Below are 14,379 nucleotides of genomic sequence, written 5' to 3'. Positions count from 1 at the left end.
GACGCCGGTCGACAGGGCAACCGCCATGACACGCTCAAAGAATGCCTTTGCGATTGATGGGCGCAGGTTCAAAAATCCTCCCAAACTGGATCAGCCCCGCCGGTGCCAGTTGCAAACCGGCCAACGGGCGCCGTGGGTGCCTGCGGTTTCCGATGGGTTTGCGCAATCGCGATCTCCAGGGCGTCTGCCGGTTTTGGGGCAACTGAACGAGAGTTGGGCACCCCTGCGACTTTGAAATGGCGGATCATATCACCAAGCTTCCGTGTCTCTGCATTGAGCGCTTCCCCACGTGACATCGAGTCTTGGACCATTGCGGCATTCTGCTGTGTCACCTGATCAAGCTGGTTCACACCGATGTTGATTTCGGACAATCCAATGGCCTGCTCTTCCGCGCTACTTGCAATTTGCGATGTCATTGCGGAAATCGCATTGACCTGGACGATGATCTCCGAAAGCGCTGTGCCGGCATTTCCCACCAATTGGGTGCCTTGCGCGACATGGCGCGAACTATTGGCGATCAGTTGCGAGATTTCTTTCGCAGCCTCTGCAGAGCGTTGCGCCAAAGCCCGCACTTCCGATGCCACAACCGCAAAGCCCCTGCCGGATTCGCCCGCGCGAGCGGCTTCGACCCCGGCGTTGAGTGCCAAAAGGTTGGTCTGAAACGCGATATCGTCGATCACGCCGATGACCTGTGTGATCTGTTTTGATGACTTTTCAATAGCGCCCATTGCGCTCACAGCTTGTGCAACGATTTCGCCGTTCTTGGTCGCTTCTGCACGGGCTTTGCTGACAGAGCTGTCAACGGATTTGGCATGTTCTGCGGCCGAACGTACGCTGGCGGTCAGTTCGTCCAATGCGGCGGCAGTTTGTTCAAGTGTCGCGGCTTGGTTTTCGGTCCGCTGCGAAAGTTCGGTCGTGGCCGCGTTCGTGTCCGAGGTCGTTCCGGCGATGGTTGCTGATGTTTCCTTCACCTTGGTGATGGCGACATGCAGCGCTTGAACCGCATCGTTGAAGTTCTGGCGCAGCTCTTCGTATTCGGGCGCAAAATGCTGTGTGATCTTTGCGGTCAAATCGCCCTCGGCCAGTTGCGCAAGCTCCCGTTGCATTGTCGCGACAACACGATCCTGCTCTGCCCGGATCTTTGCGCGTTCTTCTGAAGCTGCGGCGCGTTCGATCTGCGCCTGCTGGAACACCTTCAGCGCACGCGCCATGCGACCCAACTCGTGTTCATAGGCCGTCCCGGTGATGTCCATCGCGTTGTCCCCCGCCGCGAGCCGATCCGTCGTCTCGGCGAGCCGCGCGACAGAGCGCGAAATCCAGCGTCCGATCACCACCGCAGACAGGACGGCCGCCAGCGTGGCCAGCAAACCAACGACAGGTATGACAACATTCAGACGCTCTACGACAACGCGACCTTGGGCCCCGATGATGCCTTGCCGATCTGAAATTTCCTCGGCAACACTGTCCAATCCAGCTTGCACATCAGGGCCGATCTTATCCAACTGATCCCGTTGGATGCGCAAAGCAGCGGACTGCGCTTGCGCGTAAGAGTCCAGAATGGCGGGGAAACCATCCATCAGACTTTGCAAAGCATTGATCTGGGTTGTCATGGTGCCGGGCGGGTTCAATGCAGAGAGCTGACCGAACGCCCGCTCGAACGTTGCAAACTCGGATGAAAAGGACTCAAGGTCTGCCGGATCGTTGCTCAGGATGAATTGTTTGCTTTGCACGATCGCGGTCAAGGAAGACTGCAGGGCGCGGCCTGCTGCCGACACGACAGCAGGGTTTCCATTCTGCAACGCTGCTGCAAAAATGCCGTTGACGGAGGTTTCGATCTCATCACTCAGAACCATAAATTCAAGGTGCCGCTCTTGTGCCCGCACAAGATGATCGGCCATTTGATTGAAGTGATTTCTGTACTGGCCTGACAGATCAACGAGATCCTGAACCTCTGCCAATCGTGCAGGGTCCATTGCAAATGCCTGCATGAAAACCGTGCCGTTCACGACCTCGTCAATATTGGCGTTTACTTCGCGCCGGATCGCGGGATCGGGATTGCGCAGATAGGCCAAGGCGGCGATGCGCGCCTCAAAAACATCTTCCATGAAGGCATTGATCGCAACAGACTGGCGCGAGATATCGCTATATTCAGAATATCCCGTGCCCAAAGCACCGACCGACCGCTGCGAAAACACGGCCAAGCCAACCAACATGAGGGTCAGGATCAGAAAACCACTGTTGATGCGCCGCGCGATCGGCCATGAGTCCAGCATGGGCTACTCCTCTATCTCGTCGGAGCAACCTTTAGGCATCAAGTGCTAACGCGGCATGAATCCGCTTCGCATTTCTGACAACGGGCTGATTATATTACGAGAGTGCGGCCGCTTCTTTTGCCAGAGCAGTGATTCCGGCCCAATCGCCTGCCAGAACCAACTCTTTCGGGGCGACCCATGATCCACCGACGCAGAGCGTATTGCTCAGGGCCAGATAGTCCCCTGCGTTGCGCAGGCTCACGCCACCTGTGGGGCAGAATTTGACCTGCGGAATCGGTGCGCCGATGGCTTTGAGCGCAGGTACGCCGCCGTTCGCCTCGGCGGGGAAGAATTTTTGCACCGTATAGCCCCGTTCCAGCAACCGCATCGCCTCTGAGGCGGTCGCAGTACCCGGCAAAAGCGGCAGGTCGTTGGCTTCACAGGCGTCCAGCAGGCGGTCGGTCGCTCCGGGCGACACGCCAAAGGTCGCCCCTGCGGCCTTGGCGTCTTCGACGTCTTTGGGGGTCAGTAATGTGCCCGCACCCACAACGCCGCCAGGAACGGACGCCATCTCGCGGATTGCATCCAATGCGGCGGGGGTGCGGAGTGTCACTTCCAGCGCGGGCAATCCGCCAGCGATCAGCGCGCGGGCCAGATCGGCAGCGATGCTGGCATCGTCGATGACCAGAACGGGGACAACCGGCGCCAGCAGGCAGACTTTGGCAGCGGCGGCAGAGGCTTCTTGTGGGGTCATTTTGTATTCCTTCGGGACGTGCGCGGGGCCTGCATGATTGCCTCGGGCAAAAGTGTAGATGAACAAAGACAGGCTGGGTCAGACGACGACCCCGGCACCCTCTGCAGCAAGGCCGACATTTCGGCGGAAAACCTCGAAAAGCTCGCGCCCGACGCCGGTACCATTGCCGCTTAGATCGGCAGTGGCGGGGGGGCGGGTGCTCAGATCAACGCCTACCACTTCGATGGTGCCTGTGGTGGCATCAAGGCGGATGATATCGCCATCGCGTACCATTGCGATCGGGCCATGATCAGCAGCTTCGGGGCAGACATGGATCGCTGAGGGTACTTTGCCGGATGCGCCGGACATGCGCCCGTCAGTCACCAAGGCGACTTTCAGGCCGCGATCCTGCAGCACGGCCATCGTGGGGGTCAGGCCGTGCAACTCGGGCATCCCGTTGGATTTCGGTCCTTGAAAGCGCACGACAATCACGGTGTCTTGGGTGAATTCACCGGCCTTGAATGCGTCTTTCACGGCCTCTTGGGTGTGAAACACGCGGGCAGGGGCCTCGATGATATGCCGCTCCGGAGCAACGGCAGAGGTCTTGATCACGCCGCGCCCGAGGTTGCCGGAGAGCTGCACAAGCCCGCCTTGGGGCTGGAACGGATTGCTGGCGGGGCGCAGTATTTTCTCGTTGAGGGATTTGCCCGCGCCGGGGGCATAACTGACACGCCCATCCACCAGTTTGGGTTCTTGGGTGTAAAGTGCGAGCCCGTCGCCTGCGACAGTCTTGGTATCGTCATGCAAGAGGCCTGCGTTCAAAAGCTCGCCGATCATAAAGCCCAGGCCGCCAGCAGCGTGGAAATGGTTCACATCGGCCAGTCCGTTCGGATAGACCTTGGCCATCAAAGGGGTCACCGCTGACAGATCGCTGAAGTCTTGCAGATCAAGCATGATACCTGCGGCCTTGGCCATGGCAGGCAGGTGGATGACCAGATTGGTGGACCCGCCCGTGGCCATCAGGCCCACGATCCCGTTCACAAAGGCCCGCTCGTCGAGGATATCGCAAACAGGGCGGTAATCATTGCCAAGGGCGGTGATTTCCAATGCCCGTTCGGTTGCGGCGGTGGTCAGGGCATCACGCAGCGGGGTGCCCGGATTGACAAAGGACGCGCCGGGCAGGTGCAGACCCATAAATTCCATCAGCATCTGGTTGGTATTGGCTGTGCCGTAGAATGTGCAGGTGCCGGGACCGTGATAGCTGGCCATTTCGGCCGCCATAAGTTCCTCGCGGCCGATATTGCCTTTTGCGAACTCCTGGCGGACGCGGGCCTTTTCGTCATTGGGCAAGCCAGAGACCATCGGGCCTGCGGGCATAAAGATGCCGGGGATATAGCCAAAGGTTGCGGCAGCCATTACCAGACCGGGCACGATCTTGTCACAGACACCCAGGTAGACGGCGGAATCAAAGACGTTGTGCGACAGGCCCACACCGGCCGCCAGCGCGATCACATCGCGGGAAAACAAGGACAGCTCCATCCCGGTCTGGCCTTGGGTCACACCGTCACACATGGCAGGCACACCGCCAGCAACCTGAGCTGTCCCGCCAGCGGCACGGGCGGCGGCGCGGATCATGTCAGGGTAGGTTTCAAAGGGCTGGTGGGCCGAGAGCATGTCATTATAGGCAGTGATAATGCCGATATTGGGAGTGTGGGCGTCGGTCAGCGCGTCTTTGTCGGCACCCATCGCGGCATAGGCGTGGGCTTGGTTTCCGCAGGTCAAATGCGCGCGGCGCGGCCCTTCGGCGGCAGCGCGGGCCATCGTGTCCAGATACTTCTGGCGCGGGCCTTCGGAACGGGCGCGAATACGGTCGGTGACGGCAGCGATGGTGGGATGCAGCGGCATGGCGTCCTCATGGTTTTGGATTTTGACCGCGCTATACCATGATCTGTTAGCGCTAACAAGAGGCGGCGGTGCGACAGAAAATACCTGACAGCGGGTGAAGAGGGGGTGTTATCAAGTGCAAGATCGCATGCTAGAGAAGCTGCAGGATGAAGAGCAGTGGTTAAGATGATGCATAGAAGAACCTTTTTTTCGGCGGCCCTTTTGCTGGGTCTGGCGGGCTGTGGTGTGCCCTTGACACAGCGCTCTGCACCGCGACCTGTGATGGCGCGGTCCTATGACTTGCGGGTGTTCCGCTTTCAGGCGCTTCCCGACCTGACCGTCTCCGAGAGCGAATCTCTTTATCCGACCGCTGATATCGTTTGGCGTGGGGACCCTTCGGGGCCACGCATCACCCAAATCGGGGATATGTTTGAAGAGGCCGCCGATCGCAGTCGTGGCGTGTTGTCAGGCCGGACTCCCGTTGATGTGGAGGTCACGCTGGTCCGCTTTCATGGTGTGACCAACCGCACGCGTTACTCGGTGGGCGGCGTCTATAATGTGGTCTTTGATCTGACCGTCCGGGACGCCAGTACAGGTGCGGTGATCGAACCGCCCCGCCGCATCGTCGGCAACCTTGATGCGCCTGGCGGTGAAGAGGCGGTGCGGCTTGAAGAGCGGGGGCAGACCGAAAGAGTGCGGGTGACCGATTTCCTGACCAGCCTCTTGCGCGCGCAACTGGTCTAGGCAATCTGCACGCGGCACCTTTCAACGCGCGACGCGACCGGATAAGAGCCCAGCATGACAGATATCACACCCCCCAGCATGCCCGTCGTGCGCCTGATCCCCAAAGCCGAAGCCCGCGCGATCCGCCACGGCTTTCCTTGGGTTTACGCCAATGAACTGGTCACAGACCGCCGCACCCGCAATATGACACCGGGCAGCCTTGCCTTGCTCGAAGATGCCAGCCGGACGCCGATGGGCGTTGTCGCGGTGAACCCCGCGTCCAAAATCATCTGCCGGATGCTGGATCAGGATCCGCAAGCGGTGATTGACGAGGCCTGGTTTGCAGCAAGGCTGACGCGGGCTCTGGCGCATCGCGCGCGGCTTTATGATGCCCCGTTCTACCGTCTGGTCCATGCCGAAGCGGACGGGTTACCCGGCGTGGTGATCGACCGTTTCGGTGATGTGGCGGTCATCCAGCCCAATGCGGCTTGGGCCGATGCGCTGATCGGGCCGATGGTTGCGGCCTTGCAGGCGGTGACAGGTGTCACGACCGTCGTGATGAACGGCACCGGACGGGCGCGCAGTCTGGAAGGGCTGGAAGAACGGACAGAGGTTCTGGTCGGCACGGCCCCGACCGATCCGGTACCGGTTCCGATGAATGGTGCGATCTATATGGCCGACGTGATGGGCGGTCAGAAAACCGGCCTGTTCTTTGACCAAAGGCCCAATCATGCCTTTGTGGCTGGGTTGTCCAGAAACGCGCGCGTGCTGGATGTGTTTTCCCATGTCGGCGGCTTTGGGCTGGCGGCATTGGCGGCTGGTGCCACGTCGACTTTGGCAGTGGACGGCTCTGCTCCGGCGTTGGAACTGGCCGCGCAAGGGGCAGCGGCCATGGGTGCTGCGGCGCGGTTGGAGACGCGCAAGGGCGATGCCTTTGATGTGCTGACAGCACTGGCCGAAGAAAATGAAACTTTTGATGTTGTGGTCTGTGACCCGCCCGCCTTTGCACCTTCAAAGGCCACATTGGATGCGGGGCTGCGGGCCTATGAGCGGGTCGCACGGCTGGCGGCACCCTTGGTGGCCGATGGGGGCTATCTGGTGCTGTGTTCCTGCTCGCATGCGGCGGATCTGACCAAATTCCGCAACGCCTGTTCACGCGGGATCGGGCGGGGCGGCAGGCGGGGGCAGATCGTCTTTACCGGTTTTGCCGGGCCGGACCATCCGCTGATGCCGCATCTGGCGGAAAGCGGCTATCTCAAGGTGCTTGTTTACCGCCTATGAGGGTGATGATCGACGCTTGCGTGCTCTACCCCACGGTGATGCGCGAAGTGGTGCTGGGCTGCGCCAAGCTGGGCCTGTTCGAGGCGCGGTGGTCGGCGCGGATCCTGGAGGAATGGGCGCGGGCGGCGGGCAAGCTGGGACCAACCGAAGAGGTCTGGGCGCGCGGTGAGATTGCTGCTTTGGCGGCGAATTTTCCCAAAGCGCTGGTGCGATACGACACGGCAATGGAGGCGCGTTACTGGCTGCCGGACCCTGCCGATATCCATGTGCTGACAGCAGCGGTTGTCGGGTCCTGTGACGGGATATTGACGATGAACGCAAAGGATTTCCCCAAGAACATTCTGGGCGAAGAGGCGCTCTTGCGGTGGGACCCTGACGGGTTCGCACTCTTGCTGCTGGACGAAGCCCCTGATGCCGTCAAAGCCGTCGCGGAGCGCATCTTGGCCGAAGCGAACAGACTGTCAGAGCAACCGTGGACGATGCGCGCCTTGATGAAAAAGGCACGGATGCCACGGTTTGGCAAAGCACTGGAGAACAATCCTATCTAGGATTTTTCCAAAATTCTTCGGCGAAGAATTCTCTACTTCACAGCCCATTTTGCTTCGTTCGCCTCGATTGCGGCGATGCGCTGCGGCGTTTTGGGGTGGCTGAGCATCCATGCAGGCGTGGCGGCCCCACGCGCGCCTGTCAGTGTTTCCAGCTTCTTGAACAGCGATTTCTGCGGCCCGGTCCCGATCCCTGCCTTGACCAGCAGGGCAGAGGCATAGGCATCGGCCTCGAACTCGTCTTTACGGGATAAACCGGCGGCCAGCAGGCTCATCAAAGCCCCCGCAATCCAGGGGCCGACACCGGGAATAAAGCGGTTCAGGATCATCGCCAGCGCCGTGCGCATTGCATTCTGCCCCGAAAAATCAATCATCCGGCGGCGAGAATGGCCCAAGGCCACATGCCCCAACTCATGCGCGATCACTGTTGCCATTTCTTCGGATGTCACTTCGCCTGCGCGGTATTTATTGAAAAACCCGCGTGTGATGAAAATGCGCCCGTCCGGTGCGGCAAGCCCGTTGACCGGCTCAATCTCGTAAATATACACCTTGATCCGCTCGAGATCGAGCGCCTTTGCCATCCGGTCCATCAGCACTTTCAGGATCGGATCGGCAAGCTCGGTCGATTTGGCGTCAAGCTCGCGCGACGTGCGCCAGACCGAGAAGCGGTACATCGCAAGACCGTAAAGGACGGCAAGAAGGATCGGGGTAAATTTTATCATGCGTTACATATGGGATTGTGGCGTGGATTTGCCAGTCCGATGATGGCTCATGCGCCAAAGCCACGCACCCAGCCCGATCACGATCACGAAAGCGACCAGAAAACCGGAGATATCGCCAAGCAGATTGGCAAGGAGCGCGATACTGCCGGAAAACAGATACCCCAACCCCACATAGATCCCGACCCATGCAACTTCGCCCGCCATCCCCCAAAGGGCAAAGCGCGGCCAACTCAGTTTCGTCAGCCCGCTCACATAATTCACATAAGGACCCAGCGGTGCGACCAGCCAGCAGGAAAAGAAGATACTCGACCCGCCCCATCGGGTCATAAAGGTCTGCGCATTCTGGTAGAGATGCGCGCGCCTTGGCCGTGTGGCCAGCCAGTTGGTCAGTCGCGGGCCAAAGGCGCGCGCGATCCAATAGCCGCTATTGTCGCCCAGGACCGCACCCACATAAGCGGCCAGAACCACGCTTGATAAGGTCAAGTCCCCGGTCGCTGCGAACCCGCCAGAGGCCAGCATCAACAAAGAAGACGGCACCGGTATCGCCAGACAGCTCAGGAATGTCACAGCAAACAGCAGCGGCACGCCGTAGTCCGCGATCAGGGCAAGGGCCAGTTCGCTCACTGGCTGGCCCGCCATGCGGCGGCGGCGGCTTCGACCCGCGCCTGCAGTTCGTCCAGCGTCACCCCGTGCTCTGCCGCGATTGTCTCGAGCGAGCGGCGCATCGGGGCTGAATTTTCCGCCAGAAACAGCGCAGGTCCCAGCACCTCGGGCGGCAATTGATAGGATTGCGCGACATAGCGCGGTGTCATCCAGCCTGCCAAAGGCTGGTCCTGCTTGGCGGGGTCCATCCAGTAAAGCGTTGCCGTGATCATCCTGACCGCAAAAACCAGCATCAAGACAAGCGCCACGACAAAGGCCAGAAGCGCCTTGCGATGGTTTTGCCAAAGATGTCTTAGCCTGTCTTGCATCATGTCAGCACCTTCATGCCGCGCGCGATCCCGTCAAGGGTCATCGGCACCATCCGGTCCGCGCCGAAGATCTCCTGTATCATCTGGATCGACTGGGTATAGGGCCAATAGCGTTCTTCCAGCGGATTGATCCACAGATGGCTGGGCCATTGGTCGCGGGCGCGGGACAGCCAAGTCTGGCCGGCTTCGGCGTTCCAGTGCTCGTTCGCGCCCCCGGGAAAGGCGATCTCGTAAGGCGACATGCTGGCGTCGCCCACAAAAATACATTTGTAATCAGAGCCATAGGTGCGCAGCACCTCCCAGGTCGGGGTCTGCGCGTTCCAGCGGCGGCGGTTGTCTTTCCAGACCCCTTCGTAAAGGCAGTTGTGAAAGTAGAAATGTTCGAAATGCTTGAATTCGGATTTCGCCGCGCTGAACAATTCCTCGACCACCTTGATATGGGGGTCCATTGAACCGCCGATATCCAGAAACAGCAGGACTTTGACCGCATTGCGCCGCTCGGGGCGGGTTTGCACATCCAGATAGCCGTGTTCGGCGGTGGCGCGGATGGTGCCATTGAGGTCCAGTTCCTCTGCGGCCCCGTCGCGCGCCCAGCGGCGCAGGCGTTTGAGCGCAACCTTGATGTTGCGGGTGCCCAGTTCGACGGTGTCATCCAGATTGCGGAATTCGCGCTTGTCCCAGACTTTGACCGCACGCTGATGGCGGCTCTCGGTCTGGCCGATGCGGACGCCTTCGGGGTTGTAGCCATAAGCGCCAAAGGGCGAGGTGCCCGCGGTGCCGATCCACTTTGACCCACCCTGATGGCGGCCCTTTTGTTCCTCAAGCCGTTTCTTGAGTGTCTCCATCAGTTTGTCGAACCCGCCCAAAGCTGCGATCTCGGCTTTCTCTTCGGCGCTCAGATGCTTTTCGGCCAGTTTTGCCAGCCATTCTGCGGGAATATCGACAGCGTTCAGAACCGCCTCGTCAGGGATCGCGTCAAGACCTTCAAAGCTCGCGGCAAAGGCGCGGTCGAATTTGTCCAGATGGCGTTCGTCTTTGACCATGACCACGCGGGCCAGAAAATAGAAGGCTTCGACATCATAGGTGGCAAGGCCGGCCTTCATCCCCTCTAGAAACGACAGAAACTCGCGCAGCGAAACCGGAACCCCGTGTCTGCGCAAATTGTCGAAAAAGGGAAGGAACATGGGTTCAGACGAGGCTGCGTTGCAGGAAGATCAGGACAAACAGACCGATCAGGCCAAAGATGATCGCAAAGACCGCGCCCCATTGCAGCATGTCTTTACCTTTGCCACCACGTGACCTGGCGCGGAATGCGCCAATGATTGCACCTAGAACGAGGCCGGAAAGCGGGAAAATCATGTCTTGGCCTTTGTCAGCTTGGCGAAATTTGCGGCGCCAGCGATGCGATTTCATTGAGCCGGTCAATGACCGCATCACGGCTTCCAAAGCCATAAAGCGCCCATCCCAGACTGTCCAGCCGGAGCGCCATGCCTGCCTCGGTATCACCCTTCAGGTCCAGCGCTTCGGCCTTGAACATCATCAGCAAAGACATGAGTGCGGCGTTTTCATGTTGGCGGGCCACAGCAATCGCGGGATCGACGATGGCAATCGTGGCATCTGCATTGCGCGAGATGAGGGTAAAGGCCGCCAGTTGCACAGCGATATGGGCGGAGTGGATATTGGTGACGGGACTTTGCCCATAGGCGCGACCGGCGGCATTGAAGGCGCCAAGGGCAAGCGACGAATCATTGCCGATCTGCAAGCGGCCAAAAACGTAATTGGCAAATCCTTCGCGGGGGCCGGTCCAGCCTTGCGCCTGCCCGATTGACACAGCGCGTGCCGCCGCCTGACGGCGGCGGGTGTCAGACACCGTGTCGCCCAGTGCGATGGTCATCTCATCCATCCATTCGCGCGATGTGCTGGAGGGGATTTGCCCGCCCCTGCGCTGCCCGCCGGGGTTCATCCGCGCCAGAATACCGGGGAGCCGGTCTGCCACCTGTTGCTCTGTCATGCCGCTGCGCAGCTCTGGTGCATAAAAGGCGCGCAAGATCAGCATATCAAAGCCGGTCAGGACCGCATGAATATTGTCATCGTTGAACACCGAATCCGGCAGGCGGTAGAGGTCGTTCAGCGGCCCAAGCGCTTGGGCCAATTCCTCGTGCAGGCAATCGCGGGTTTCCTGCGGTGTGACATCAGAGGGCAGAAAGATCGCCGCTTTCTCGCGTCGCCGCAGCGTGGCCCAATCAAGGGCTGATGTATTGCGCGCAGCCCGCAGATCGGCCCAGCGTTGCACACGGGGCACCACAAAACAGGCCGCATTGGGTGCGACCCGTTGCAATGTCCGCGAGGGCACTGCCTCGATGATGATATTGGCGTCGGGGCCATTCGTGAACTGTATGTCGATCCTTGCTTCGGTGCGCAAACGTCGCAGCAGGTCTGCCAGATCATCCAGCGTGGTTTGCGACACATTGCCCACCACACCTACGGTGATCGGTCCTTCAAATCGCGTCAGGATCGGCAGCGGTCGCCCGCTTTCCATACGAAAGGCCAGATCGATAAAGTCGAGCGCGATCTCGGAATTTGGACGCGTCGACGGCCCCGGACTGGCGGCGCTAAAGCGCTGCATCTGGGGAAAATCTAGCCGGATGGGGTCGGGCGTGCCGGGGACTTCGGCGCAGGCGGCGAAAAGCATCAGCGCAAGGGCAGCAAGATGTCTCATGCGGGGCGCTGATACTTGATAAAGTTGGTCACTTGCCCGACACGGTCGTAAAGCTGCCGACCGGTATGATTGTCGTCCTGGGTCAGCCAATAGACCGCCTTTGTACCGGCTTTGTCAGCGGCATCATAGACGGCCTCGATCAACTTCCGGCCAACACCTGTGCCGCGCACGGCAGGGTCGGCATAGAGGTCTTGCAGATAGCAGACATTCTCGATCCGCCAGCAATGGCGGTGAAAGAGGTAATGGGCAAGGCCGACGGGCGCGCCGCCCTGTTCGGCAATCAGACAGCTGTAATCCTGCGGGTCGTCGCCCAGAAGCCGCGCAAAGGTGCTATCATAGACGGAATCGGGCAGGGTGGTTTTGTAGAATGTCAGGTAACCTGTCCAAAGTCTTTGCCATGCAGCGTGATCGCTGTGTTGCAAAGGTCGGATTGTTACCGGAGTGGTCGGGGTCATGTTTTTGCTCATTCTTGCTTTAGGCAGACCATAGCGGCGTTTTGGGGCAGGACCAGTCAATTAGCTGTGGGATCATAAGAAGGCCACAAAAGAGAGGTATAGTTTGCACATGTTTTCCCTCCAGGACCGCGTCATGCGCCTTTGCTTGATCATTGCCCTCGTTCTTGCCAGCCCCGCCAATGCACAGCCATTCAGCAAAAGCATGGCGGAATGTGGGGGGCTTTACGCCTTTGCGCGCGCGCATGTCGAAAGCCCTGACGCCGTTGCGTTACTGGAGTTCGGTCAGGCCAAATGGATCAACGCGGCGATCGTTCAGTCCCAAAGCGAAGGCGTGTCCGATCCCGCGACCTATGTCGAGGCCACGATGACAGCAAAGTACCAGGAATGGACAGACAAAGGTGCCTTGGCGGTCTTTTCAGAAGAGTTTGGCGACTGGATGGATTATTGCCGGGCATTTGGCCGCGCGCAGGGCATTGCTTTGCTGCCCGACTAGCGCTGCCCGCGTGCCATAAAGGCCAGTCGTTCAAACAGATGCACGTCCTGTTCGTTCTTGAGCAAGGCACCGTGCAGTTTTGGCAAGGCGTTCGCCCCGTCGCGCTTGAGGTCTTCGGCGGTCAGATCCTCGGCCAAAAGCAGTTTGAGCCAGTCCAGCACTTCCGAGGTTGAAGGTTTTTTCTTCAAGCCAGTAGTCTCGCGGACCTAGTAAAACAGGGTGAGGGCTGTGGTGAGAAACTTTTTCGGTCGTCTGGGATGAGGTCATTTCATCCGCCGTTGGCGCATTGCTCTGATGTCTTCGGTGGATGGTCTGTTCGCTTCGCGCATTGTTGCAAGTTTTGCGCGCTGCTGATCGACCTTGCGTTCCCATGCCAAAACCGCAGTCGCGAAAAACCAGCTTGATGCCCAAGTCATGATAAGAATACTCGTGATGGTATCAAAGCGGCCCGGGAGGTCGATATCGAACAAAGGTTCGCCGCGCCACCAGTCCAGAATTGTAAAGGCAATCAGGCCAAAGGTCGTCCATATCTCGCCCACAATTGTGAATATATGACCACCAAAAAGCCAGAATATCGATACGACCAACAAGCTGAACATTCCGCTTCCGATCCCGAAGAAGTAATTGATATCACCACCTCGCGGCGTTGCGGCGAATGCCGCGGCCGTCATGGGAACGGCAAGGGCGGCGCCGAGCAGAGCTTTTGGGCTGAGAAGCGCCAAAAGGACGCCTGCCCAATAAATTGAAAAGCCAAGAAGGCCAGCAAGAAGGCCGATTGGGTCTAATTCCACTCCTGTCGCCTGAAGGCCTTTCAAGAAAATCCAATACGCGCCCGAAAGAAGCACGTCGAAAATGATGCCCAAAATGCAGAAAACCACGCTCACTGTCAGAAGCGTCCCTGTATCCAAAGGTTTGTGGTGTCCATTGGCCGCCAACGAGCACCGAAAGCCGATGATCAAAAGGCCCGTACTCACAATTCCTGGAATGAGCAGGCCAATAAAGGGAATAAACTGCAAGAGTGAAAGCAAAAAAGCGAAGATTGCGAGCAACGGCAGCAATAGCAAATAGCGCCAGAAAGTTTTGAGTGAAAGCGGCAATGATTTGATAAAAAGAGGCATAACTTCTACCATAGATAGAGTGTTCTTTTTCGCAATCAGATTTGCAAATAACTTTCGTTCAATATCTAACTAGCGCTGCCCGCGTGCCATAAAGGCCAGTCGTTCAAACAGATGCACGTCCTGTTCGTTCTTGAGCAAGGCACCGTGCAGTTTTGGCAAGGCGTTCGCCCCGTCGCGCTTGAGGTCTTCGGCGGTCAGATCCTCGGCCAAAAGCAGTTTGAGCCAGTCCAGCACTTCCGAGGTCGAGGGCTTCTTTTTCAGTCCCGCCGTCTCGCGGACCTCGTAAAACTGGGTGAGGGCTGTGGTCAACAACGCGTCCTTGATGCCCGGATGGTGGACTTCGACGATCTTGCGCAGCGTGTCGATGTCGGGAAAGCGAATATAGTGGAAAAAGCAGCGGCGCAGGAAAGCGTCGGGTAGTTCCTTTTCGTTGTTGGAGGTGATGATGACAACGGGACGGTGGATCGCCTTGACGGTCTCGCC

16 protein-coding genes and 1 pseudogene are annotated in these 14,379 nt (G+C 59.0%); 4 read left to right on the top strand and 13 right to left on the bottom strand.

Annotated elements, in window-relative coordinates:
• Positions 1-68: 68 nt before the first annotated feature.
• The 3 genes from NWQ23_RS15305 to edd all read right to left on the bottom strand — a co-directional run bounded on the left by NWQ23_RS15305 (position 69) and on the right by edd (position 4,890).
• A complete protein-coding gene (locus NWQ23_RS15305; RefSeq protein ID WP_306167255.1) occupies positions 69-2,273 on the bottom strand; it encodes a methyl-accepting chemotaxis protein in 2,205 nt (734 codons plus the stop codon).
• Between the two features lie 94 nt (positions 2,274-2,367).
• The gene (eda, locus tag NWQ23_RS15300; RefSeq protein ID WP_306167254.1) at positions 2,368-3,006 is read right to left on the bottom strand and encodes a bifunctional 4-hydroxy-2-oxoglutarate aldolase/2-dehydro-3-deoxy-phosphogluconate aldolase; all 639 of its coding nucleotides are present in this window, start codon (positions 3,004-3,006) and stop codon (positions 2,368-2,370) included.
• Between the two features lie 78 nt (positions 3,007-3,084).
• Complete coding sequence (gene edd, locus NWQ23_RS15295; RefSeq protein ID WP_306167253.1) at positions 3,085-4,890, bottom strand: phosphogluconate dehydratase; 1,806 nt, start codon at positions 4,888-4,890, stop codon at positions 3,085-3,087.
• Positions 4,891-5,058: 168 nt separating this feature from the next.
• Here edd and NWQ23_RS15290 point away from each other — a divergent pair, with 168 nt between their 5' ends.
• The 3 genes from NWQ23_RS15290 to NWQ23_RS15280 are packed head-to-tail and all read left to right on the top strand — an operon-like array spanning position 5,059 to position 7,421.
• Positions 5,059-5,613, top strand: coding sequence for a DUF6778 family protein (locus NWQ23_RS15290; protein WP_306167252.1), 555 nt, complete (start codon positions 5,059-5,061; stop codon positions 5,611-5,613).
• 54 nt (positions 5,614-5,667) lie between these two features.
• Positions 5,668-6,873, top strand: a complete 1,206-nt coding sequence (locus tag NWQ23_RS15285) for an RSP_2647 family RNA methyltransferase (RefSeq protein ID WP_306167251.1) — start codon at positions 5,668-5,670, stop codon at positions 6,871-6,873.
• Positions 6,870-7,421: an RSP_2648 family PIN domain-containing protein gene (locus NWQ23_RS15280; RefSeq protein ID WP_306167250.1), complete on the top strand. Its 552-nt coding sequence runs from the start codon at positions 6,870-6,872 to the stop codon at positions 7,419-7,421. Before NWQ23_RS15285 ends, NWQ23_RS15280 begins: the two co-directional genes overlap by 4 nt.
• A gap of 32 nt (positions 7,422-7,453) precedes the next feature.
• Here NWQ23_RS15280 and NWQ23_RS15275 read toward each other — a convergent pair whose 3' ends face one another.
• From NWQ23_RS15275 to NWQ23_RS15245, 7 genes are read right to left on the bottom strand one after another with little or no spacing between them, the layout of a single operon-like run.
• Positions 7,454-8,140: a M48 family metallopeptidase gene (locus NWQ23_RS15275; protein ID WP_306167249.1), complete on the bottom strand. Its 687-nt coding sequence runs from the start codon at positions 8,138-8,140 to the stop codon at positions 7,454-7,456.
• A gap of 3 nt (positions 8,141-8,143) precedes the next feature.
• Positions 8,144-8,764 (bottom strand): DedA family protein, encoded by a 621-nt coding sequence (locus NWQ23_RS15270; RefSeq protein WP_306167248.1) that lies wholly within the window; start codon positions 8,762-8,764, stop codon positions 8,144-8,146.
• Entirely contained in the window at positions 8,761-9,111 is a 351-nt protein-coding gene (locus tag NWQ23_RS15265) for a hypothetical protein (protein ID WP_306167247.1), read from the bottom strand. The genes NWQ23_RS15270 and NWQ23_RS15265 overlap by 4 nt, the downstream gene beginning before the upstream one ends.
• On the bottom strand, positions 9,111-10,295 hold the full coding sequence (locus NWQ23_RS15260; RefSeq protein ID WP_306167246.1) for a VWA domain-containing protein: 1,185 nt from the start codon (positions 10,293-10,295) through the stop codon (positions 9,111-9,113). The genes NWQ23_RS15265 and NWQ23_RS15260 overlap by 1 nt, the downstream gene beginning before the upstream one ends.
• A gap of 4 nt (positions 10,296-10,299) precedes the next feature.
• Complete coding sequence (locus tag NWQ23_RS15255; protein WP_306167245.1) at positions 10,300-10,470, bottom strand: hypothetical protein; 171 nt, start codon at positions 10,468-10,470, stop codon at positions 10,300-10,302.
• Between the two features lie 13 nt (positions 10,471-10,483).
• Positions 10,484-11,830, bottom strand: coding sequence for a DUF2927 domain-containing protein (locus NWQ23_RS15250; RefSeq protein WP_306167244.1), 1,347 nt, complete (start codon positions 11,828-11,830; stop codon positions 10,484-10,486).
• Positions 11,827-12,285, bottom strand: a complete 459-nt coding sequence (locus NWQ23_RS15245; protein ID WP_306167243.1) for a GNAT family N-acetyltransferase — start codon at positions 12,283-12,285, stop codon at positions 11,827-11,829. The genes NWQ23_RS15250 and NWQ23_RS15245 overlap by 4 nt, the downstream gene beginning before the upstream one ends.
• 133 nt (positions 12,286-12,418) lie before the next feature.
• Here NWQ23_RS15245 and NWQ23_RS15240 point away from each other — a divergent pair, with 133 nt between their 5' ends.
• Positions 12,419-12,778 (top strand): hypothetical protein, encoded by a 360-nt coding sequence (locus tag NWQ23_RS15240; RefSeq protein ID WP_306167242.1) that lies wholly within the window; start codon positions 12,419-12,421, stop codon positions 12,776-12,778.
• On the opposite strand, the pseudogene NWQ23_RS15235 reads toward NWQ23_RS15240, so the two are convergent.
• The 3 genes and pseudogenes from NWQ23_RS15235 to NWQ23_RS15225 all read right to left on the bottom strand — a co-directional run.
• Positions 12,775-13,017 (bottom strand): annotated as a pseudogene (locus NWQ23_RS15235) (ATP-binding protein); the annotation flags it as partial. The gene NWQ23_RS15240 and the pseudogene NWQ23_RS15235 sit on opposite strands and share 4 nt — an antisense overlap.
• Positions 13,018-13,041: 24 nt before the next feature.
• The gene (locus tag NWQ23_RS15230) at positions 13,042-13,908 is read right to left on the bottom strand and encodes a hypothetical protein (RefSeq protein WP_306167241.1); all 867 of its coding nucleotides are present in this window, start codon (positions 13,906-13,908) and stop codon (positions 13,042-13,044) included.
• Positions 13,909-13,965: 57 nt separating this feature from the next.
• Positions 13,966-14,379, bottom strand: a 414-nt coding sequence (locus NWQ23_RS15225; RefSeq protein WP_372340140.1) for an AAA family ATPase, incomplete at its 5' end; no start/stop codon positions are given.

Source organism: Yoonia sp., from assembly GCF_030731595.1.
Classification (GTDB): Bacteria; Pseudomonadota; Alphaproteobacteria; order Rhodobacterales; family Rhodobacteraceae; genus Yoonia.
This window is presented reverse-complemented; position numbering and strand designations above follow the sequence as displayed.